Source organism: Leisingera sp. SS27, from assembly GCF_028368855.1.
In the GTDB taxonomy this organism is placed as follows: Bacteria; Pseudomonadota; Alphaproteobacteria; order Rhodobacterales; family Rhodobacteraceae; genus Leisingera.
In genome coordinates, this window is sequence record NZ_JAQNCY010000013.1 from 1 (window position 1) to 21,060 (window position 21,060).

19 protein-coding genes are annotated in these 21,060 nt (G+C 62.7%); 8 read left to right on the forward strand and 11 right to left on the reverse strand.

Annotated elements, in window-relative coordinates; translation table 11 throughout:
- Positions 1-112: 112 nt before the first annotated feature.
- The 4 genes from N6L27_RS19725 to N6L27_RS19740 all read right to left on the reverse strand — a co-directional run bounded on the left by N6L27_RS19725 (position 113) and on the right by N6L27_RS19740 (position 4,443).
- Positions 113-532, reverse strand: coding sequence for a hypothetical protein (locus tag N6L27_RS19725; protein WP_271909131.1), 420 nt, complete (start codon positions 530-532; stop codon positions 113-115).
- A 751-nt stretch (positions 533-1,283) separates the two neighbouring features.
- On the reverse strand, positions 1,284-2,687 hold the full coding sequence (locus N6L27_RS19730; RefSeq protein WP_271909133.1) for a TRAP transporter large permease: 1,404 nt from the start codon (positions 2,685-2,687) through the stop codon (positions 1,284-1,286).
- Positions 2,688-2,692: 5 nt separating this feature from the next.
- Positions 2,693-3,343 carry a TRAP transporter small permease subunit gene (locus tag N6L27_RS19735; RefSeq protein WP_271909135.1) on the reverse strand — a complete coding sequence of 217 codons (651 nt, stop codon included), beginning with the start codon at positions 3,341-3,343 and terminating at the stop codon, positions 2,693-2,695.
- 83 nt (positions 3,344-3,426) lie between these two features.
- Complete coding sequence (locus tag N6L27_RS19740) at positions 3,427-4,443, reverse strand: C4-dicarboxylate TRAP transporter substrate-binding protein (protein WP_039182416.1); 1,017 nt, start codon at positions 4,441-4,443, stop codon at positions 3,427-3,429.
- A gap of 495 nt (positions 4,444-4,938) precedes the next feature.
- Between N6L27_RS19740 and acs the strand changes: the two genes are divergently transcribed.
- The 8 genes from acs (at position 4,939) to N6L27_RS19780 (ending at position 14,359) form a co-directional block, all read left to right on the forward strand.
- The gene (gene acs / locus N6L27_RS19745; protein ID WP_271909136.1) at positions 4,939-6,900 is read left to right on the forward strand and encodes an acetate--CoA ligase; all 1,962 of its coding nucleotides are present in this window, start codon (positions 4,939-4,941) and stop codon (positions 6,898-6,900) included.
- Positions 6,901-6,907: 7 nt separating this feature from the next.
- The gene (locus N6L27_RS19750) at positions 6,908-7,591 is read left to right on the forward strand and encodes an adenylate kinase (protein WP_271909138.1); all 684 of its coding nucleotides are present in this window, start codon (positions 6,908-6,910) and stop codon (positions 7,589-7,591) included.
- A 188-nt stretch (positions 7,592-7,779) separates the two neighbouring features.
- Positions 7,780-8,064, forward strand: a complete 285-nt coding sequence (locus N6L27_RS19755) for a DUF4212 domain-containing protein (RefSeq protein WP_271909140.1) — start codon at positions 7,780-7,782, stop codon at positions 8,062-8,064.
- A 1-nt stretch (position 8,065) separates the two neighbouring features.
- A complete protein-coding gene (locus N6L27_RS19760) occupies positions 8,066-9,850 on the forward strand; it encodes a sodium:solute symporter family protein (RefSeq protein ID WP_271909142.1) in 1,785 nt (594 codons plus the stop codon).
- Between the two features lie 107 nt (positions 9,851-9,957).
- Entirely contained in the window at positions 9,958-11,781 is a 1,824-nt protein-coding gene (locus N6L27_RS19765; protein ID WP_271909144.1) for a DUF294 nucleotidyltransferase-like domain-containing protein, read from the forward strand.
- An 86-nt stretch (positions 11,782-11,867) separates the two neighbouring features.
- Positions 11,868-12,386, forward strand: coding sequence for a hypothetical protein (locus N6L27_RS19770; RefSeq protein ID WP_271909145.1), 519 nt, complete (start codon positions 11,868-11,870; stop codon positions 12,384-12,386).
- Positions 12,387-12,388: 2 nt separating this feature from the next.
- The gene (locus N6L27_RS19775; protein WP_271909146.1) at positions 12,389-13,798 is read left to right on the forward strand and encodes a 3'-5' exonuclease; all 1,410 of its coding nucleotides are present in this window, start codon (positions 12,389-12,391) and stop codon (positions 13,796-13,798) included.
- Positions 13,799-13,858: 60 nt separating this feature from the next.
- On the forward strand, positions 13,859-14,359 hold the full coding sequence (locus tag N6L27_RS19780; protein WP_271909148.1) for a flavin reductase family protein: 501 nt from the start codon (positions 13,859-13,861) through the stop codon (positions 14,357-14,359).
- On the opposite strand, the gene N6L27_RS19785 is transcribed toward N6L27_RS19780, so the two are convergent.
- The 7 genes from N6L27_RS19785 to hydA all read right to left on the reverse strand — a co-directional run bounded on the left by N6L27_RS19785 (position 14,319) and on the right by hydA (position 21,045).
- Positions 14,319-15,167 (reverse strand): ATP-binding protein, encoded by an 849-nt coding sequence (locus N6L27_RS19785; protein WP_271909150.1) that lies wholly within the window; start codon positions 15,165-15,167, stop codon positions 14,319-14,321. The genes N6L27_RS19780 and N6L27_RS19785 overlap by 41 nt on opposite strands.
- Positions 15,168-15,490: 323 nt before the next feature.
- Positions 15,491-16,477 carry an ABC transporter substrate-binding protein gene (locus tag N6L27_RS19790; RefSeq protein ID WP_271909152.1) on the reverse strand — a complete coding sequence of 329 codons (987 nt, stop codon included), beginning with the start codon at positions 16,475-16,477 and terminating at the stop codon, positions 15,491-15,493.
- A gap of 148 nt (positions 16,478-16,625) precedes the next feature.
- Positions 16,626-17,471 (reverse strand): ABC transporter permease, encoded by an 846-nt coding sequence (locus tag N6L27_RS19795; RefSeq protein ID WP_271909154.1) that lies wholly within the window; start codon positions 17,469-17,471, stop codon positions 16,626-16,628.
- An 88-nt stretch (positions 17,472-17,559) separates the two neighbouring features.
- Positions 17,560-18,477 (reverse strand): ABC transporter permease, encoded by a 918-nt coding sequence (locus N6L27_RS19800; RefSeq protein WP_271909156.1) that lies wholly within the window; start codon positions 18,475-18,477, stop codon positions 17,560-17,562.
- Positions 18,478-18,576: 99 nt separating this feature from the next.
- Positions 18,577-19,371 carry an ABC transporter ATP-binding protein gene (locus tag N6L27_RS19805; protein WP_271909158.1) on the reverse strand — a complete coding sequence of 265 codons (795 nt, stop codon included), beginning with the start codon at positions 19,369-19,371 and terminating at the stop codon, positions 18,577-18,579.
- Positions 19,364-19,591, reverse strand: coding sequence for a hypothetical protein (locus N6L27_RS19810; RefSeq protein WP_271909160.1), 228 nt, complete (start codon positions 19,589-19,591; stop codon positions 19,364-19,366). The genes N6L27_RS19805 and N6L27_RS19810 overlap by 8 nt, the downstream gene beginning before the upstream one ends.
- Positions 19,591-21,045, reverse strand: a complete 1,455-nt coding sequence (gene hydA / locus N6L27_RS19815; RefSeq protein WP_271909161.1) for a dihydropyrimidinase — start codon at positions 21,043-21,045, stop codon at positions 19,591-19,593. The genes N6L27_RS19810 and hydA overlap by 1 nt, the downstream gene beginning before the upstream one ends.
- Positions 21,046-21,060: the final 15 nt, after the last annotated feature.

A 21,060-nucleotide genomic window follows, 5' to 3' on the forward strand; every position in this document is an offset into this window, starting at 1 on the left:
GGGCGTGAAGGGAAAGATGGAACCAGGAGCGATACGCAGACGCATCGACAGGCATGACACATCCGTCGAACCGGACCGGATCACGGGAAAGCGTTCCGGCTCAACAACTATTTCAGCAGCCTGTTAAATCAATGAACCCATCATCATGATTGTCAGCCTCATCACTGTAGAGATGCTCTTGTAGAGCCTTCAGATCAAAACTTTCGCTGACATCTCCATCAGTTTCCCCCAGACGAAGATAGTCGAGGAATTTGTGATTTTTTACTGCGGTGACCCCAATGGGTTGGCTTGCCATCATCTCTCGAAGATCTTCGTAATCCTCGGGCACATAGAGGTGGCGCGTCGCCGGCCAGGGAGTGAGCCCTGGGAGTTTTCCGACAGGATGTGGTCTGAGGAACGGACGCATTGCTTCAATACCAGGAAAGGTTCCTGGAAGTTCAAGTTCCATCTGAGCCAATTCGGCAAGGCAGTTGAGCGTGTCGTCAAATATGGTTTCCACCTGGTTGGCCAACAATGCGCTGCTGACTTTCATCCATCGCCGAACAATCTGATCAAGACTTGAATCCGGGCCCTTCTTGAAAATGTCGACATGCCCCAGCTTGTGGATGCGGAGGAGAAAAGGAGGAATCCTTTCACCCGAAGAAGGTCCAAAGTTGGGTAAAGGCGATCGAGAATTTGCCAGTGTAGTCTTTCTTTGAAATCGTCTTGATATGGATCTTTGGGATGTTTCCATAGGTTGCCCCCGGATAAAAGGGACATTCTGCGACCGGGATCGGCAAAACGCCAATCAACGACATATGGTTTTGGCTCGGCGCCCTCGCTTGTCGAAGAACCAAGAATGCGGCATCATCAAACACGTGAAGCACGGCTTCACCATCAGGTAGGGACGATTGCTACATATGTGCTACGCGCCGAAATCACCCCTTGAAAATACTTGCAAAACAATAATTTACCTCCAGTCGCACAAATCCATCATCGGCGCAACGCTCAATCGCGCGGCCTGGTGCAGGGGGGCAAAATCTCTCATGCCGCGCCATATAGGCGCTGTGCAGCCCGCTGCCAAGCCGATCTGCTTCGGAGCCGCCTTCGCGTGAGCACAGACAGCCGGGGCCAGGGGACGGGATCAAGGGAAACCGCCGCGGGGCCCCGCCCCAAGGCGGGGATACGGCTGTTTTGCTTGGGGCCGGCAGCTGGAACTGGCAGGAAGGGATCATGTGAAGGCGGGTTTGAAGCGCGTATCTGCTTTGGTGAGCCCTGAGCGCCGATCCCTGTCACACCCTTTCCTACCCGGCCAAGGATGGCAGGTAGAGCACAATCCCCGGAAAGGCGACCAACAGCGCAATTGTTACCGCATCCGCAATGAAGAAAGGCGTCACCCCCCGGAACACGTCCTGCACGCTCAGATCCTCGCGCACGCCCGCCACCACAAAGCAGTTGAGGCCGATGGGCGGGGTGATCAGGCAGAACTCGGCCATTTTCACCACCAGGATACCGAACCAGATCGCGCACATGGTGCCGCTCATGCCAAAGGCGCTGTCCGCCGCGGCAACGCTTTCACCGCCATTGAGCGCCATCACTGCCGGATAGACCACCGGCAGGGTCAAGAGCAGCATGCCAATCGCGTCCATGAACATGCCCAGCACCGCATAGGCCAAAAGGATGCAGATCAGGATCAGCATAGGCGACATTTCCAGAGAGGTGATCCAGTCCGAAAACGCCCCCGGCAGATCCGCAAAGCCGAGGAATCGCACATAGATCAGGACGCCCCAGATGATGGTGAAGATCATCACGGTGAGCTTGGCAGTTTCCAAGAGCGCCGACTTCAGCTCCGCCCATTTCATCCCTTCCTTCAGCGCATAGAGAAACACGATGAAGGCCCCGATGGCGCCGCCTTCGGTCGGGGTGCCCCAGGCATCGCCGCCAAACGGGTTGTAGACAAAGCAGATGATGATCACGACCACCAGCACGATGGGCAATGCACCGGGCAGCGCCGCAAAGCGCTGACCCCAAGTGAACCCCTTGACCGGCGGGCCGACGGATTTGAAGACCACTGCAATGCCCACAATCAGCAGGCCGTAGATTACGGCGGAAAACGCACCGGGGATGAAGCCTGCCAGCAGCAGCTTGCCCACGTCCTGCTCGACGATGATGGCGTAGATCACCAGAATGGCGGAGGGCGGGATCAGCGATGCCAGGGTGCCGCCCGCCGCCACCACACCGGCGGCAAAGCGCTTGTCATAGCCGATTGCCAGCATTTCCGGGATGGCGATCCGGGCAAAAACGGCAGAGGTCGCCACGGAAGCGCCCGACACCGCGGCAAAGCCAGCAGTGGCAAAGACGGTGGAGACCGCCAGCCCGCCAGGCAGCCAGGCGATCCAGCGTTTGGCTGCCACGAACAGGGCGCGGGTCAGGCCTGCGTAATAGGCGAGATAGCCGATCAGAATGAACGTGGGGATCAGTGACAGCGCCTGGCTGGAGACCTTTGAATGCGGCACCTGGCCAGCGGTCTTGACCGCAATGGTCAGCGCTTTGCCAAAGCGCGCCGGATCATAGCCGAACTTGGCCCAGAAGATCCAGATGAGGCCCGCAAGTCCCGCCATGCCGGCAGCAAAGGCGACCCGCATCCCCAGGACCACCATGGCCAGCAAGCCGCCCGTGACCCACAGGCCGATTTCAATCGGTTCCATCTGCCTTACCCCTGCCCGCTGCCATTTGTGTCATGGCCCTGCATCTGGTCTGCTTCAGCCGCCGCCTGCTCTGCCGCGCTCTGGATCAGCGGCACCGCCACCGGCGCCTCCAGCCCCAGCACCAGCGCCCGCCCGTAGCCCCAGACCTGCAGCAACAGCCGCAGGGCCAGCACCGCAAAGGCCACCGGCGCCAGCAGCTTGGCGGGCCAGATCGGCAGGCCAATGTCGATGGAGCTGTCGCGGCTCCAGAGCGGCGCGGCGAAGTCGAAGGAGCGCAGGAAATGCGACCAGCTGCCCCAGACCAGCGCCAGCATCAGCAGCAGAATCAGCACCACCGAGACCAGTTCGAACAGCCAAAGCGCACGGCCCCTCAGGGCGCCGATGAAAATGTCCATGCGGATGTGGCCGCCTTGGCGCTGCACATAGGCGATGCCCATGAAGGCAATCAGCGGCATGATCTGCTCGATCCAGTCGACATAGCCGGGCAAGGGCGCATTGGCCGCGTTGCGCCCACCGACCGAAACCACCGCCAGGATCATCAGGGAGAACACCGCCAAGCCGCTCAGCAGTGCCAGCAGCTGTTCCGCCTTCAGCAATCTTCTGTCCAGCCTGCTGATCAGGCTGCCATCCTCCAGCACCGCCGCGCTGCCTGCCATGCCCTGCCCCCATCATTTCCGTATCGTCAAAGACAAGAAGGGGCCGGTGCTGTTCTGCCCGGCCCCTTCCCGTTCTGTCAGGCTCAGCTGCCCGAGCGCACGTCGCTCAGGGTTTTCTGCACCAGATCATAGAGCTCCTGCGCAGGCAGGCCTTGGGCGCTCATATCCTCGATCCACTTGGCGCGGATCGGGTCGGCGGCCACCTTACGGAACTCGGCCAGCTGGTCGTCGGAGATCATCACCTTTTCGACGCCCTTCTCGGCCAGAACACCGTCCCATTTGGTCAAGAGCGCGCCGTAGTTCTCCAGGTAGTGGGCAATCGCCTCCTCGACCGAGCTGTCCAGCGCTTCGCGCTCGGCGTCGCTCAGGGCGTCATAGGCATCGGTGTTCACCACCACCGGGCAGTTCACTGTGCCGGGGTTCAGGTTCGCGGTCCACCAGTCGGCCTTGTTAATGGTGCCAAAGCTTAGATGCGCATGCTGGGCAAAGGCGACAGTGTCAACGACACCGGATTCCATCGCGTTATAGGCCTCGGTTGCGGTCACGGATGTCGGCACCGCACCCACGGCAGAGAACGCCTGGCCGATGCCGCCGGTGGCGCGCACCCGCATGTCCTTGAACTCCGCCAGCTCGTCGCGCGGCTCACCGGTGCCGACGATATTGTACTGCGGCATCGGCGAGGTCATCAGCAGCTTAGCGTTCCAGCGCGCCAGATCCGCCTGCACAGCCGGGTGGCCATAGACCGCGTGGCTGACCGCGACCTCTTCTTCCAGCGTGTTCACGCCCAGGAACGGCAGTTCCAGCACGGTGATGGTCGGGTTCTTGTCGCGGTGGTAGCCGGCGCAGAACTGCGCCATCTCGAAGGCGCCGATGGAGATACCGTCGAGGTTCTCCTTGTTCTTTGAAAGCCCGCCATAGCTGATGTTCAGGGTGAACTCGCCACCGGTTTTCTCGGAGACCAGCTCCGCCAGCTTCTCCACATGCTCGGTAAAGGCGCGGCGTTTGCCCCACAGGGACACATTCCACTCGGTGGCCGCAGCCTCCCCGGCGATGGCAAAACCCGCAGCAGCCGCCACAGCGGCAGTCAGAAATCTGTTCATGATGTAACTCTCCCGAATTGCGCCCTTGTGGCTGCCGGCAAAAGGAAATCCGGCCTGGACGCTTGTCCGTCAGGCTAGCGGCAGGGATGCGCCCTGCCAAGCCCCCCGGCTGCGAAGGTGACGCAGCGACTCGCGCGCGCCCATCAGCCCGGGATTTTTGCGGCGGAGGCACAATATGCCGCAGGCTGCCGCCCGCCCCGGCCTGCGGCAGGTCGCCGCTCCCGGGCTCTTGCAACACTATGACAGCCCAAATGCTGCCCCGCTCAATTTACAGAAAAAGCCATAAAAACAAGCGGCAGTATGCGCCTGCATGCAAATTTGTTTTCAATTTCAACCGAAGTCTTGAAATTCGTTTACAGATAAATCCTTTGATACCGGCATTTTATTCACAAATTTTCAGGCTGCGGTATTATCTGGCCCCAGGAGGAAACGGTTTGACAGCCACGGCACAGCGTTGTCGTTTGTCTTGCCAATAAAATTCTGGGAGGAAACCGAATGAACGCGTTGCACGCAGACGCTGTCTATCCGCCGTCGGATGAAACCGTTGCCCGCGCGCATGTGAATGCCGCCAAGTATCAGGAGATGTACGAGGCCTCGCTGTCCGATCCCGAAGGGTTCTGGGGCGAACAGGGCAAGCGCATCGACTGGATCAAGCCCTTCACCCAGGTGAAGGACGTGAACTACGGCTTCGGCAACGTCTCGATCAACTGGTACGCGGACGGCACCCTGAACGTGTCTGCCAACTGCATCGACCGCCACCTGGAAACCCGCGGTGACCAGACCGCGATCATCTGGGAGCCGGACAACCCGGAGGACGAGGCCCAGCATATCTCCTATAAGGAGCTGCACCGCCGCACCTGCCGGATGGCCAACATCCTGGAATCTATGGGCGTCCGCAAAGGCGACCGGGTGGTGATCTATCTGCCGATGATCCCCGAAGCGGCCTATGCCATGCTGGCCTGCGCCCGTATCGGCGCCATTCATTCCATCGTCTTTGCCGGCTTCTCCCCCGACGCGCTGGCAGCCCGCATCAACGGCTGCGACGCCAAAGTTCTGATCACCGCTGATGAGGCCCCGCGCGGCGGCCGCAACACACCGCTGAAGTCGAACGCCGATGCCGCGCTGCTGCACACCAAGGACTCCGTGAAATGCCTGGTGGTTAAGCGCACCGGCGGCCAGACCACCTGGGTCGACGGGCGCGACCACGACTACAACGAAATGGCGCTGGAAGCGGATGACTATTGCGCGCCCGCCGAGATGAACGCCGAGGATCCGCTTTTCATCCTCTACACCTCCGGCTCCACCGGCCAGCCCAAGGGCGTGGTCCACACCACCGGCGGCTACCTGACTTATGCCGCGATGACCCATGAGATCACCTTTGATTACCATGACGGCGACATCTACTGGTGCACCGCCGACGTGGGCTGGGTGACCGGCCACAGCTATATCGTCTACGGGCCGCTGGCCAATGGCGCCACCACGCTGATGTTCGAGGGCGTGCCGACCTTCCCGGACGCTTCGCGCTTCTGGCAGGTCTGCGAAAAGCACAAGGTGAACCAGTTCTACACCGCCCCCACCGCGATCCGCGCGCTGATGGGCCAGGGTCCTGAGTTCGTCGAGAAATGCGACCTGTCGTCCTTGCGCACTCTCGGCACCGTGGGTGAGCCGATCAACCCGGAAGCCTGGACCTGGTACAACGAGGTCGTCGGCAAGGGCAAATGCCCGATCGTCGACACCTGGTGGCAGACCGAGACAGGCGGCCACCTGATGACCCCGCTGCCGGGCGCCCACGCGATGAAACCGGGTGCGGCGATGAAGCCATTCTTCGGCATCCAGCCAGTGGTGCTGGACCCGCAGTCGGGCCTCGAGATCGAAGGCAACGGCGTCGAAGGCGTGCTGTGCATCAAGGACAGCTGGCCGGGCCAGATGCGCACCGTCTGGGGCGATCATGAGCGCTTCGAGAAAACCTATTTCTCCGACTACAAGGGCTACTATTTCACCGGCGACGGCTGCCGCCGCGACGAGGATGGCGATTACTGGATCACCGGCCGCGTCGATGACGTGATCAACGTCTCCGGCCACCGCATGGGCACGGCTGAGGTTGAAAGCGCACTGGTGGCCCACGCCGCCGTGGCCGAGGCTGCCGTGGTCGGCTACCCGCATGAGATCAAGGGCCAGGGCATCTACTGCTATGTGACCCTGATGAACGACCGCGAGCCATCGGACGACCTGCTGAAGGAACTGCGCACCTGGGTCCGCACTGAAATCGGCCCGATTGCCTCCCCGGACGTCATTCAATGGGCCCTGGGCCTGCCGAAAACCCGCTCGGGCAAGATCATGCGCCGTATCCTGCGCAAGATCGCCGAGAACGACTTCGGCAGCTTGGGCGACACTTCGACCCTCGCCGATCCGTCGGTGGTCGAAGACCTGATCGAAAACCGTGCGAACAAGGGGTGATTGAACAATGAATATGGCAGTCATGACCCGTCCCGCCGTTCTGATCCTGCTGGGGCCTCCGGGCGCCGGCAAGGGCACCCAGGCGCGGATGCTTGAGGAAAAATTCGGCTATGTGCAGCTGTCGACCGGCGACCTGCTGCGCGAGGCGGTTGCCGCGGGCACCCCTGCAGGCCTTGCCGCCAAAGCGGTGATGGAGGCAGGCCAGCTGGTCAGCGACGAGATCGTGATCAACATCCTGCGCGACCGCCTGGCAGAGCCCGATTGCACCAAGGGCGTGATCCTAGACGGCTTCCCCCGCACCACCGTTCAGGCCGAGGCGCTGGACGGTCTGCTGGCGGAAACCAACCAGAAGATCAACGCCGCGATCAGCCTGGAGGTGGACGACGCGGCCATGGTCGAGCGGATTTCAGGCCGCTACACCTGCGGCGGCTGCGGCGAGGGCTACCACGACAGCTTCAAACAGCCCGCCGAGGCCGGCAAATGCGACAAATGCGGCGGCACCGAAATGAAGCGCCGCGCCGATGACAATGCAGAAACCGTTGCCAGCCGGCTGGTGGCCTATCACGCGCAGACCGCGCCGCTGATTGCCTACTACGGCGGCAAGGACGTTCTGAAGACCACAGATGCCATGGGCGTTATCGACGACATCGCCCAGGACATGGCGGCCATCGTGACCGAGGCCACCAGCTAACGAACAAGAAACGGGGCCTGCGTTTAACCCGCAGGACCCCGTCCCCCGGACATTGGAATACCCATCGGCACCGCCTTGGCGGACCGGAGGAGTCATGCCTGCACGCCCGTGAACCCGGCAGCAGGCAAACGGAGAGAGTCTGCCCGGCAACCCCGCCTGGCAGGCATGGAGGAGAAGGAGGAGCCGCCATGGCGGACCATACCACAAATGCGGCAAGCACCGCCGAAGCCGACAAGGGCTATTGGGCGGCCAACGTGCGCATCATCATCGTCAGCCTGATCATCTGGGCTGTTGTTTCATTCGGCTTCGGCATCCTGCTGCGCCCGATGCTGGCAGGCATCAAGATCGGCGGCAGCGACCTGGGCTTCTGGTTCGCCCAGCAAGGCTCGATCCTGGTGTTCCTGGGGCTGATCTTTTTCTACGCGTTCCGGATGAACAAGCTGGACCGCGAATACGGCGTGGAGGAAGAATAAGATGGACCAGTTTACCATCAACCTGCTGTTTGTGGGCGCATCCTTCGCGCTTTACATCGGCATCGCGATCTGGGCCCGCGCGGGCTCCACATCTGAATTCTATGCCGCCGGCCGGGGGGTTCACCCCGTCACCAACGGCATGGCCACCGCAGCCGACTGGATGTCGGCGGCCTCCTTCATTTCGATGGCGGGCCTCATTGCCTTTACCGGCTATGACAACTCCACCTTCCTGATGGGCTGGACCGGCGGCTACGTTCTGCTGGCACTGCTGCTGGCACCCTACCTGCGCAAGTTCGGCAAATTCACCGTCTCGGAGTTCATCGGCGACCGGTTCTACTCCCCGACCGCGCGCGTGGTGGCTGTGATCTGCCTGATCGTCGCCTCGACCACTTACGTGATCGGCCAGATGACCGGCGTCGGCGTGGCCTTCGGCCGCTTCCTGGAGGTTTCCAACACCGCAGGCCTGCTGATCGGCGCCTGTGTGGTGTTCGCCTACGCCGTGTTCGGCGGCATGAAGGGCGTGACCTACACCCAGGTGGCCCAGTACTGCGTTCTGATCATGGCCTACACCATCCCGGCCATCTTCATCTCGCTGCAGCTGACCGGCAACCCGATCCCGGCGCTCGGCCTGTTCGGCGACCACGCCGCGAGCGGCGAGCCGCTGCTGGCCAAGCTGGACGCCATCGTGACCGAGCTGGGCTTCAACGAATACACCGCGCATCACGCCGATACCTTCAACATGGTGCTCTTCACCCTGTCGCTGATGATCGGCACCGCGGGTCTGCCGCACGTGATCATGCGCTTCTTCACCGTGCCGAAAGTAGCGGATGCACGCTGGTCGGCCGGCTGGGCCCTGGTGTTCATCGCGCTCCTCTACCTGACCGCTCCGGCAGTTGGTGCCATGGCCCGCCTGAACATCACTGAAATGATGTGGCCGAACGGCGGCATCGAAGGCGGCGCCGTGACCGTGCAGCAGATCGAAGAAGATCCCAAGTACGACTGGATGGCGACCTGGCAGCAGACCGGCCTCCTGGGCTGGGAAGACAAGAACGGCGATGGTGCGATCCAGTACTACAACGACAAGAACGCCGATCTGCAGGCCACCGCCGAAGCCAACGGCTGGGCCGGTAATGAGCTGACCAACTTCAACCGCGACATCCTGGTTCTGGCAAACCCTGAGATTGCCAATCTGCCGGGCTGGGTGATTGGTCTGGTGGCCGCAGGCGGCCTGGCGGCTGCGCTGTCCACCGCTGCTGGCCTGCTGCTGGCGATCTCCTCGGCTGTGTCGCACGACCTGATCAAGGGCTCGATCAATCCGAACATCTCGGAAAAAGGCGAGCTGCTGTCGGCCCGTGTCGCAATGGCCGTAGCCATCGCGGTGGCAACCTACCTGGGTCTGAACCCGCCGGGCTTTGCCGCACAGACCGTGGCGCTGGCGTTCGGCCTGGCAGCCGCCTCGATCTTCCCGGCGCTGATGATGGGCATCTTCACCAAGGTGAACAACAAAGGCGCCGTGGCCGGTATGCTGGCAGGCCTGATCGTGACCCTGGTCTACATCTTCCTGCACAAGGGCTGGCTGTTCATCCCGGGCACCAACTCCTTCACCGATGCGGATCCGCTGCTGGGCACCATCAAATCCACCTCCTTTGGTGCAGTTGGCGCGATGGTGAACTTCGCAGTTGCCTTCATCGTCTCCAAGTCGAGCGCGGCCATCCCGGCCGAGATCGAAGAGCTGGTGGAAAGCGTCCGCATCCCGCGCGGCGCAGGCGCGGCACAGGACCACTGACCCCCCCTGGGCGGGCTGCCTCCCAGCGGCCCGCCTCTTCCCTCATGGTCCCGTACGGTGTTTCACTGACGGGGCCATTTTTTTCCTGATCTCATGCAGGTATCCCCATGCCCCTCTCTGAAGCCGCGCTGCTCCGCTTCCTGACATCGGTCCACCCTTACGACAGCCTGGAACCCGCGCTGCTGCAGGAGCTGGCACCCAAGTTCCGCCAGATCGAGGCCGCTGCCGGCAATCCAATCTATGCGCTGAACGAGGAGCTGCAGGGCCTCTACCTGGTCCACACCGGCGAGGTGGAAGTGACCGACGAAAACGGCATTCCCGTTTCCATCCTCGGCCCCCGCAACTCCTTCGGCGAACGCGGCCTGACCCGCGGCGGCAAGGCGGCAACCTCCGCCCGAACCACCACAGACACAATCCTGCTGCTGCTGCCCAAGGCAGACTTCCACGCCCTGATGGCCAACCAGCCGAAAGTGGCGAAATTCTTCGACCGCCGCCGCCCCGGCAGCCGTGAGGACAGCAGCCTCGCCACCACGCGGGTAGAAACCATCATGGCGCGCGATCCCGTCACCTGCTCCAGCGGCCTCACCTGCCAGGGTGCGGCGCAGCTGATGCGCGACCGCCGCATCTCCTCCATCTGCGTAACCGACGGGGACAGCCTGCAAGGCATCCTGACCACCCGCGACCTCACGGCCAAGATCCTCGCCGCCGGCAAACCCATCTCCACCCCGGTCAGCACGGTGATGACCCCGAACCCGCTGACGCTTGCACCCTCCGCCATCGGCTCCGACGTGCTGCACATGATGATGGAGCATGGCATCGGCCACATCCCGGTGGTGGAGGCAGGCAGGCTCGCGGGCATAGTGACCCAAACCGACCTCACCCGGTTTCAGGCCGTCAGCTCCGGCGAGATGGTCTCCAGCATCGCCCGCGCCGGGTCAGCTGAGGAGATGGCAAAAGTCACCGCCGAAATCCCCCGCCTGCTGGTGCAGCTGGTGGCGGGCGGCAACCGGCATGAGGTTGTGACACGGCTGATCACAGACATCGCCGACACCGTCACCCGCCGCCTGCTGGCGCTGGCCGAGGAGCAACTGGGCGCACCGCCCGTGCCCTACCTGTGGCTGGCCTGCGGCTCGCAAGGGCGGCGCGAGCAGACCGGCGTCTCCGACCAGGACAACTGCCTGATCCTGTCCGATGACCTGAAGCCGGAAGACAACGCCTATTTCGAACAGCTTGCGGCGTTTGTCTGCGACGGGCTGAACACCTGCGGCTACGTCTATTGCCCCGGCGACATGATGGCCTCCAACCCGCGCTGGCGGCAGCCGCTGCGCGTCTGGCGCGACTATTTCCGCGGCTGGATCGCCAAGCCGAATCCTGAGGCACAGATGCTGGCCTCGGTGATGTTCGACCTGCGCCCGATCGGCGGCGATGCCGCGCTGTTTGCGGACCTGCAGCAGGAAACCCTGAAGGCCGCCAGCGCCAATTCGATCTTTACTGCGCATATGACCGCCAACTCGCTGAAGCACACGCCGCCGCTGGGGCTGTTGCGTGGGCTGGCCACCATCCGCTCAGGCGAGCACCGCAATACGCTGGATATGAAACACAACGGCGTGGTGCCGGTGGTTGACCTGGGGCGCATCTACGCGCTGCAGGGGCAGCTGGCCGAGGTCAACACCCGCGCCCGGCTGGAGGCGGCAGAGGCCGCGGGCGTGCTGAGCCCCTCAGGCGCCCGCGACCTCATGGACGCCTATGACCTGATCGCCCAGACCCGCCTGGAACACCAGGCGGCGCAGATCCGCGGCACTCAGGCACCGGACAACTACCTCGCGCCTTCGGATCTTTCGGATTTTGAGCGAAGTCATCTGCGCGACGCCTTTGTTGTTGTAAAGACGATGCAATCGGCAGCCGGGCACGGCAAAGGCATGTTAAGCTGACACCTGCGTTCTGCCGTTGGCGCCGGAGCCTCCGGCGGGAATATTTTGAGAAAGATGAAAAGGCCTGGGGTCTTCGGGGAGTTGGGATGTTTCTGGAACTGATTGCGGTGATCTTTGCGGGCATTGCCACGGCGGGCGTGGTGATGCTGTTGAACCGGACGCTCAAGGGCCGCCTGCCGCGCTGGATGGCACCCGTGGCAGCCGGACTGGCCATGATCGGCGTGACAATCGCGTCTGAGTACGGCTGGTACAGCCGCACCAAGGCCGCCCTGCCCGAAGGCGTGGCCGTGGCGGAAACCATCGAGAACCGCAGCCTCTACCGCCCCTGGACGCAGGTGGTGCCCTACGTGGACCGTTTCGCCGCAGTGGATACCGCCACGATGAAAAGCCACAGCGCGCATCCGCAGGTGTTTCTGGCGGATCTCTATTTCTTCGGCCGCTGGGCGCCGGTCAGTAAACAGGCCGCGGTGCTGGACTGCGGCAAGTGGCGCCGCGCGCTGGCCGGAGGCACAGCCGCTTTTTCCGGCGACGGGCTGCCCAAGGGGCTGGACTGGGTCGCGGCAGAATCCGATGATGCCATTCTGACCACCGCCTGCGGAGGATAGCCATGCACACACGCCTGTCACTGCGGCTGCGGATCTTCCTGTTCTTCTGCCTGCTGGCGTTTGGCGGTATCGCCGTGACCGCAGGCGCGCTCTGGGCCGGCTACAGCCGCGCAGAGCAGCCAGAGCTGTCAGATGCCTTCATCTTTTCCGGCCTGCTCAGCACGTTTGCCATTCTCGGCCTCTGCGCCGGTGTCTGGCTGCTGTTCGACGAAAACGTCGCCAAGCCGATCGAGCGGTTGGCCGCAGGCATGCGCGCCCGTGCCCACGCCGGCGTGAGCAAGGACCTGGACACCCATGGCGCCCGCTACCTGGGCGACCTCGCCGCTGCGGCGCAGGGGCTGGCAGGCCAGCTGGGCGCCTCAGCCCTGAACGCGGCAGAGGCGATCGCCCGCGAAACCGAGCATCTGGAAGCTGAGAAGACCCGGCTGGCGGCATTGCTGACCGACATCCCCATCGCCACCGTAATGGCCAGCCCGGCGCATCAGATCGTGCTTTATGACGGCCAGGCCGCCGCGGTGCTGGCGCAGGAGGCTCCGCCGCGCCTGAACGCGCCGCTGTCCGACTATCTGGACCTGACCGGGCTGGAGGCCGCTTACGGCCGCCTGGTGCGCAGCGGCATGGAAGTGCAGGCCGAGGTGAAAAGCGCCAGCGGAACCCAGGTGTTCGACCTGCTCCTGAAACCGCTTGGCGGCGCTCCGGGCTATATCATCCTGTTCGAAGGCGCCCATGCGGGCCTCGCACCTGAAGACGCCCGCCCGCTGACCTATGATTTTGCGCTGCTCGACACAGAGCACGCGGACCTGGACACCCGCAGGCTCAGCTCCCTCAGCTATGTGGTGTTCGATACCGAGACCACCGGCCTGCTGCCGCACAAGGACGAGATCGTTCAGATCGGTGCCCTGCGGGTTGTGCGCAGCCGGATCATCGAAGGCGAAACCTTTGAGACCCTGGTGAACCCCGGCCGCCCTATCCCCGCGGCCTCCTCCAAGGTGCATGGCATCACCGATGCCATGGTGCGCGGACGCCCCGGAATTGCCAGCGCGGCCCGCCATTTCCACCGCTTTGCCTCAGACGCGGTGATCGTGGCCCACAACGCCCCCTTCGACATGGCCTTCCTGCACCGCCACGCCAAACGCACCGGCGTCACCTGGGACCAGCCGGTGCTGGACACGGTATTGCTGAGCGCGGTGCTGTTCGGCGCCTCGCAGGAACACACGCTGGATGCCTTGTGCGACCGGCTGGATGTCACTATCCCGCCGGCCCTGCGCCATACCGCCATGGGCGATGCCCGCGCCACGGCTGAGGTCTTCTGCAAGATGCTGCCGATGCTGGAGGCGCGCGGGCTCAATACCTTTGGTGCGGTGCTTGAGGAAACCCGCAGGCACGGCCGCCTCATTGAAGACATGAACTAGGTAGACAATCGCGGCCATGCGTGGCAGGTCACTGCCCGGAACGAACAAAAGGCGCGCGAGATGGCCGACACCAGCTTTATTCCCGGGCCGGACACCGCCCGGGCCTACCGCGATGCGCTCGGCTGCTTCGGCACCGGGGTGACGGTTGTCACCACTCAGACCCCGCGCGGCCCGCTGGCCATCACCGTCAACAGCTTCACCTCGGTTTCGCTGGAGCCGCCCCTGATGCTGTGGTGCCCGGCCAAGGCCTCGCTGCGCCACGATGCCTTTGTCGCAGCAGAGAACTTTGCAATCCATGTGATGGCGGAGGATCAGCTGCCGCTGGCCAAGCACTTTGCCGCCTTCGGCGAGGATTTCACCGCAGCGGACTGGCAGCCCAATGAACTGGGCGCACCCGCGCTGGAGGGGGTGATCGCCCGTTTCGATTGCCGCCGCCACGCAGCCCATCCGGCAGGCGACCACACTATTGTCATCGGTGAAGTGGCCCGCGTGACCACCCGCCCCGGCAAGGGGCTGATCTTCAAACGCGGCCAGTATGGCGGGTTTCTGGAACAGGGCTGATGACCGTATCGGCAAAGGGCAGACCGGCGCCGGCGGCAGCAACCGGCTCAGCCGGGCTGTTTTCCTTGTCACTCCCGGCGGCCGCGGGGGCAGCCGTCTGCCCGCCGTCTCCGGCCAGCAGGTGCGGCAGCACCGCATAAGCCGTCAGGTCCATACCCGGCGTCATGCTCAGCGCCCGTTGCGGGCAGATCGACACACACAAACCGCATTGCGTGCACAGCGATTCCACGAAGCTCAGTGCGCCGCAGTTCTCCGTCAGGCTCAGCGCATCTGACGGGCAAACCCAGACACAGCTGTTGCAGCTGTTGCACAGGTCCTCATCCAAGCTGACAGAACCGTAAGGCGCCTGATCCGGCAGCTCTGCTTGGCCGGTGCTGGCAGGCAGCAGCGCGGCGGCACTGGCCCGCGCCGTATCCCGGCGGCTGCCCACCGCCAGCACCTCGGGGGCAACGGACGGAAACGGCAGCAGCCGTGCCGCCAGCCGCCGGTCCAGCCCCGCCGCACCGTTGAACAGCAGGATCCGGCCTAAGCCGCCCAGTGCCCGCACCAGATCCACTTCCAGCCGCTGCGGATCCCGCCCCTGCAGCGCCGAACAGGCCTGCAGGTAAATCACATCAAAGCCTGAGGCCAGCGCATGCAGCAGATCGGCATGGGTGATCTTTTCCAGCTTGCAGACAGAAACCGGCACGACATCGCTGTGCTCTTCGCCAGCTTCCGCCAGCCCCGGCGGCTCCAGCTCGTAGAGAACCAGAATCTGCGCCCGTCCAGTCGCCAGTTTCCGCACATGCGCCTCCTTGCACAGCGCCATCAGCGGCAAGGCAGTGCTTCGGCAGCCCACATCCAGCAGGGCAAACCGCCCCTTGACTGAATACTTGGACCGGCATTCGGCGGCATCGGCCGGGGAACAAAGACACAAGTGCTGCTGAGCCTTGCCAGCAGGCCTCCCCCGTTCAGAGATACGTCCGCACATCTCTCCCATGAGGTCACGCTAACACAAATTTGAACAACTCTAGGCTGCATTTTGCCTATCGTGCAATTTTGTTGCAAATTTAACCAATTTAGAGGCAATGAATGCAAAACCCCGCCGGAACACATCCGGCGGGGTTGTGAAGGATTATCCGGCGCTGCGGCTTACTTCAGTGCAGCGTCAGTGATGGCATGGGTCCAAGCGCCTTCCGGCTCCTTGGTGATCACCGGGTCCGAACCGCCGCCCATCAGCGTCGACACGGTCCGCTGGTAGTCCGCTTCATCCAGTGCGCCGTTGCTGCCAGCAGTCAGCTTGGCAATTTCACCCATCATCCGTTTCTGGTGGGTCTCGGTCTGGGCACCGGAGGCATCGTTGTCGAGCACGATCTCTGCCGCCTCGTCCGGGTTTTCCTCGGCGTATTTCCAACCCTTCATTGAGGCCCGCACGAAGCGCTCCATCTTGCCGGTAAAGGCTTCATCGCTCAGGTTCTCTTCCAGCACATACAGGCCGTCTTCCAGTGTCGCGACGCCCTGGTCCTCATACTTGAAGGTGATCAGCTCATCCGGGGACACGCCCGCATCGATGACCTGCCAGTATTCATTATAGGTCATGGTCGAAATGCAGTCCGCCTGCCGCTGCAGCAGCGGATCGACGTTGAAGCCCTGCTTCAGCACTTCCACACCGCTCTCGCCCTTGCCCTCGGTGGAGATGCCCAGCTGGCTCATCCAGCTCATGAAGGGAAACTCGTTGCCGAAGAACCAGACACCCAGAGTGCGGTTGGCCAGATCGGCAGGCGCGGCAATGCCCGTATCCTTCCAGCATGTCAGCATCATGCCGGAGGATTTGAACGGCTGCGCGATATTCACCAGCGGCAAGCCCTTTTCCCGCGCGGCCAGTGCAGCAGGCATCCATTCCACCGTCACATCGGCGCCGCCGCCGGCAATCACCTGGGTCGGCGCGATATCGGGGCCGCCCGGCAGGATGGTGACATTCAGGTCCTCTTCCTCATAGAACCCCTTGTCCAGCGCCACGTAATACCCCGCGAACTGCGCCTGGGTCACCCATTTCAGCTGCAGCGTCACGTCATCCGCAGCCTGCGCCGCCCCCGCAGCCCCCATCATCAGCGCTGCCGCCGTCATCAGATGTTTCATGTCTCGTTCTCCCTATTGATTATGATGTGAAGCTTGCCCGGGTTTGACCATTCGTTCAAAGTTTTTTCTTTATGAGGCCAGCCTTTGCCGGCACCCCGCGCAAGATTTCCGCAAAAACCGCCCCGCAGCCGGCGGGACGGTTCAACTTTCAGCCCCGCTGCGACGGGTGCCAGAAGGTAAAGCTTTTCTCGATCAGCGCCACCAGCCCATAGAAGGCCGACCCGGCCAGCGCGGCCACCACGATCTCGGCCCAGACCATGTCCAGCGCCAGCTGGCCGACGCTGGTCGAAATGCGGAACCCCATGCCGACGGTGGGCGAGCCAAAGAACTCCGCAACAATCGCTCCGATCAGCGCCAGGGTGGTCGAGATCTTCAATCCATTGAAGACAAAGGGCAGCGCCGCCGGCAGCCGCAGCTTGAAAAACGCCTGCCAGTATGTCGCCGCATAGGTCTGCATCAGATCGCGCTGCATGGCCGAGGTCTCGCGCAGCCCTGCCACGGTGTTCACCAGCATCGGAAAGAACACCATGACGACGACCACAGCCGCCTTGGAGTGCCAGTCGAACCCGAACCACATCACCAGGATCGGCGCGGTGCCGACAATCGGCAGCGCCGCCACGAAGTTCCCGACAGGCAAAAGGCCGCGCCGCAGGAAATCGCTGCGGTCCACCAGAATAGCCGTCAGAAATGCCGCGCCGCAGCCGATCACATAGCCGCCAAGCGCGCCTTTCAGGATGGTCTGGGCAAAGTCCTCCCACAGGATCGGCAGGCTGGAGGCAAAACGCGCGGCAATGACCGTGGGCGCAGGCAGGATCACCAGCGACACCGCCAGCCCGCGCACCAGCAGTTCCCAGACCACCAGCACGGTGATGCCGAAGATGGCCGGCACCAGCAGCTGCACCGCGCGGGTCTTCGCAGCCGGACTGTTCGCCAGCCGGCTGTTCAGCCACCACCCGAAACACCAGACCAAACCGGCAAGCACCACCATCACCATGACTGGATCCCCCTGTTCATCTGGCCGAAAATATCCCGGGTGAGCCGCAGCGCGGCGAGGGCAGAGCCCTCACTCCAAACAACACCCATCATGCCCGCACCCCCATCCGGTTCAGCACCAGCTTTTCAATCAGCCCCAAAAGCGCCACCAGCGCCGCAGCCAGGATCGCCGCGGCAAACAGCGCCGACCAGATCTGAACGGTCTGCCCGTAATAGCTGCCCGCCAAGAGCCGCGCGCCAAGGCCTGCAACCGCCCCGGTCGGCAGCTCACCCACGATGGCCCCTACCAGCGAGGCGGCGATGCCGATCTTCAGCGACGCAAACAGGTAAGGCATCGAGGACGGCAGCCGCAGCTTCCAGAACCCCTGGTTGGTGTTGGCGTTGTAGGTTTTCAGAAGATCCAGCTGCATCGCATCCGGCGCCCGCAGCCCCTTCACCATGCCAACAACTACCGGGAAGAAGCTGAGATAGGCTGAGATCACCGCCTTCGGGATAATCCCCTGCACCCCGATGGAATAGAGCACCACGATGATCATCGGCGCCAGCGCGATGATCGGGATGGTCTGGCTGACAATCGCCCAAGGCATCACCGACATGTCCATGACGCGGGAATGCACGATGCCCACCGCCAGCAGAATGCCCAGCCCGGTGCCGATGGCAAACCCCAGCAAAGTGGCGCTCAGCGTCACCTGCGCGTGATAGATCAGGCTGCGCTTGGAGGTGATTTTCTTCTCCACCGTGGTCTCCCACAATTCCACCGCCACCTGATGCGGCGCGGGCAGACGGGGGCGTTCCTGCACCCAGGTGTCGCCGATGGCAAATGTGTTATTCACCACCAGCCCGATCTCACCCCTGTCCCGGCGTTCCTTGGCGGTGGCGGGGGTGACTTCCATCCCTGCCCGTTCCGCCTGATCCAGCACGCCCTTGATGTTCATCGGCACGCAGGCTGCATACCAGAAGGCGATGATGGCAGCGAGCACAGTCAGGACGGCAACAAGGCTCTTCATGGCCCCGCCCTCCTTGATCGGCAGCCGCCCGGTGCACAGGGGGTGTACAGGGGGTGCACAGATGCCACCCCCCAATTCCGGCGGGTCCGGCTGGCAAACTCAATCATCGCCATGCCCCGCTCGCAGCCCCTCGCGTACCCGGTGGGCGATCTCGATGAACTCCGGGCTGTCGCGGATGTCCAGCGGCCGTTCCTTGGGAAGCGTGCTGTCAATCACGTCGTGAATCCGTCCCGGCCGCGGCGACATCACCACGATCTTGGTGGAGAGATACACCGCCTCGGGGATCGAATGGGTGACAAAGCCGATGGTCTTGTTGGTCCGCGCCCACAGCTTCAAAAGTTGCTCGTTCAGATGGTCGCGCACAATCTCATCCAGCGCCCCGAAGGGTTCGTCCATCAACAGGATGTCAGCGTCAAACGCCAGTGCCCGCGCGATGGAGGCCCGCTGCTGCATGCCGCCCGAAAGCTGCCAGGGAAACTTGCCGCCAAAGCCTGACAATTCAACAAGTTCCAGGACTTGGTTAACGCGCCTTTCCTGCTCGGCCTTGGAGTATCCCATGATCTCCAGCGGCAGCTTGATGTTCTTGGCGATGGTCCGCCACGGGTAGAGCCCCGCCGCCTGGAACACATAGCCATAAGCACGGTTACGGCGCGCCTCATCCGGGGTCATGCCGTTGACAGAGATACTTCCGCCAGTTGGTTGCTCAAGTGCCGCCATCACTCTGAGAAAGGTTGTCTTCCCGCAGCCGGACGGCCCGATGAAGCTGACAAAATCCCCTTTGTTAATGGTCAGATTGATGTCTTTCAGAGCATGAACCGGTCCATCATTTGTCTCAAATGTCAGATTGAGATTTCGCGCTTCGACGACGGCGGTTTGTTCTTTCATGTCATACATCGAACATACTTCCGATCAAGGTCTCCACGGCTTGCTTGGCCGTGTTCAAAGAAAGACCGGCACTGGCTTGCAAGTGTTTGATCGCGCTCACGTTATTTCCTTCCCTTAGCAGTGCCAGACACTCCTCCAGAATGTCTGCCGGCACCGCCCTCAGTACTTCAGATTGGGCCTGCGCCTGAGCTATCACAGCCGCGTCGCAGGCCCGGTCTGCCTTCTGCATCACACGCCTGTCGCCGGGATGCCGCTGCGCTCAACGGGGCGCGGCGCGGTCAGCTCTTTCCAGGTCGACAGCGCCTTGTTCACCGTGGTGTTGGCCTCACGCTCGACAAATTTGCCGTGGCCCTCCTGGCAGCGGATCTCGCCGTCATGCACCGCCACATGGCCGCGGGTCAGGGTAAAGCGCGGCAAGCCCTTCACCTCATGGCCCTCGAACACATTGTAGTCGATGGAGGATTGCTGGGTGCCTGCCGAGATGGTCTTGGTCTTGGCCGGGTCCCAGACCACCAGATCTGCATCCGCACCAACCAGAACCGCACCTTTTTTCGGGTAACAATTCAATATCTTGGCGATATTGGTCGAGGTGACGGCAACAAATTCATTCGGCGTGATCCGGCCAGTTTCCACACCATGTGTCCACAGCATCGGCATCCGGTCTTCCAGTCCGCCGGTGCCGTTCGGGATCTTGGTGAAATCCCCGACGCCAAAACGTTTCTGCTCGGTGGTAAAGGCGCAGTGGTCGGTTGCCACCACCGACAGCGAGCCCGATTGCAGACCGGCCCACAAGCTGTCCTGATGCTGCTTATTGCGGAACGGCGGCGACATCACCCGGCGGGCGGCGTGGTCCCAGTCCTTGTTGAAATACTCGCTCTCATCGAGCGTAAGATGCTGGATCAGCGGCTCGCCCCAGACCCGCTTGCCCTGCATCCGGGCGCGGCGGATGGCCTCGTGGCTGTCCTCGCAGGAAGTGTGAACGACATACAGCGGCACACCGGCCATATCGGCAATCATGATGGCGCGGTTGGTCGCCTCGCCCTCCACCTGCGGCGGCCGGGAATAGGCGTGTGCTTCGGGGCCATTATTACCTTCTGCCAAGAGCTTAGCCGACAGTTCCGCCACCACATCGCCGTTCTCGGCATGCACCATGGCGATGCCGCCCAGTTCCGCCAGCCGCTGGAACGACGCATAAAGCTCGTCGTCATTCACCATCAGCGCGCCTTTGTAGGCCATGAAATGCTTGAAGGTGTTGATGCCGCGCTCCTGGATCACGGTCTTGATGTCGTCGAAAACCTGCTCGCCCCACCAGGTGACCGCCATGTGGAAGGAATAGTCGCAGTTGGCGCGGGTCGATTTGTTGTCCCAGCGCTTCAGCGCGTCCAGCAGGCTCTCGCCCGGGTTGGGCAGCGCAAAGTCCACAACCATTGTTGTGCCGCCTGCAAGGCCCGCGCGGGTACCGCTCTCGAAATCATCTGAACTGTAGGTGCCCATAAAAGGCATCTCCAAGTGCGTATGGGGGTCAATCCCGCCTGGCATTACATAACAGCCGGTGGCGTCGAGCTCCTCGTCGCCTGTCAGATTCGGGCCGATCTGGGTGATCACCCCGTTTTCAATAAGCACATCAGCCTTATAGGTCAGGTCGGCGGTCACGATGGTGCCGTTCCGGATGACTTTACTCATGATTATAACTCCCTG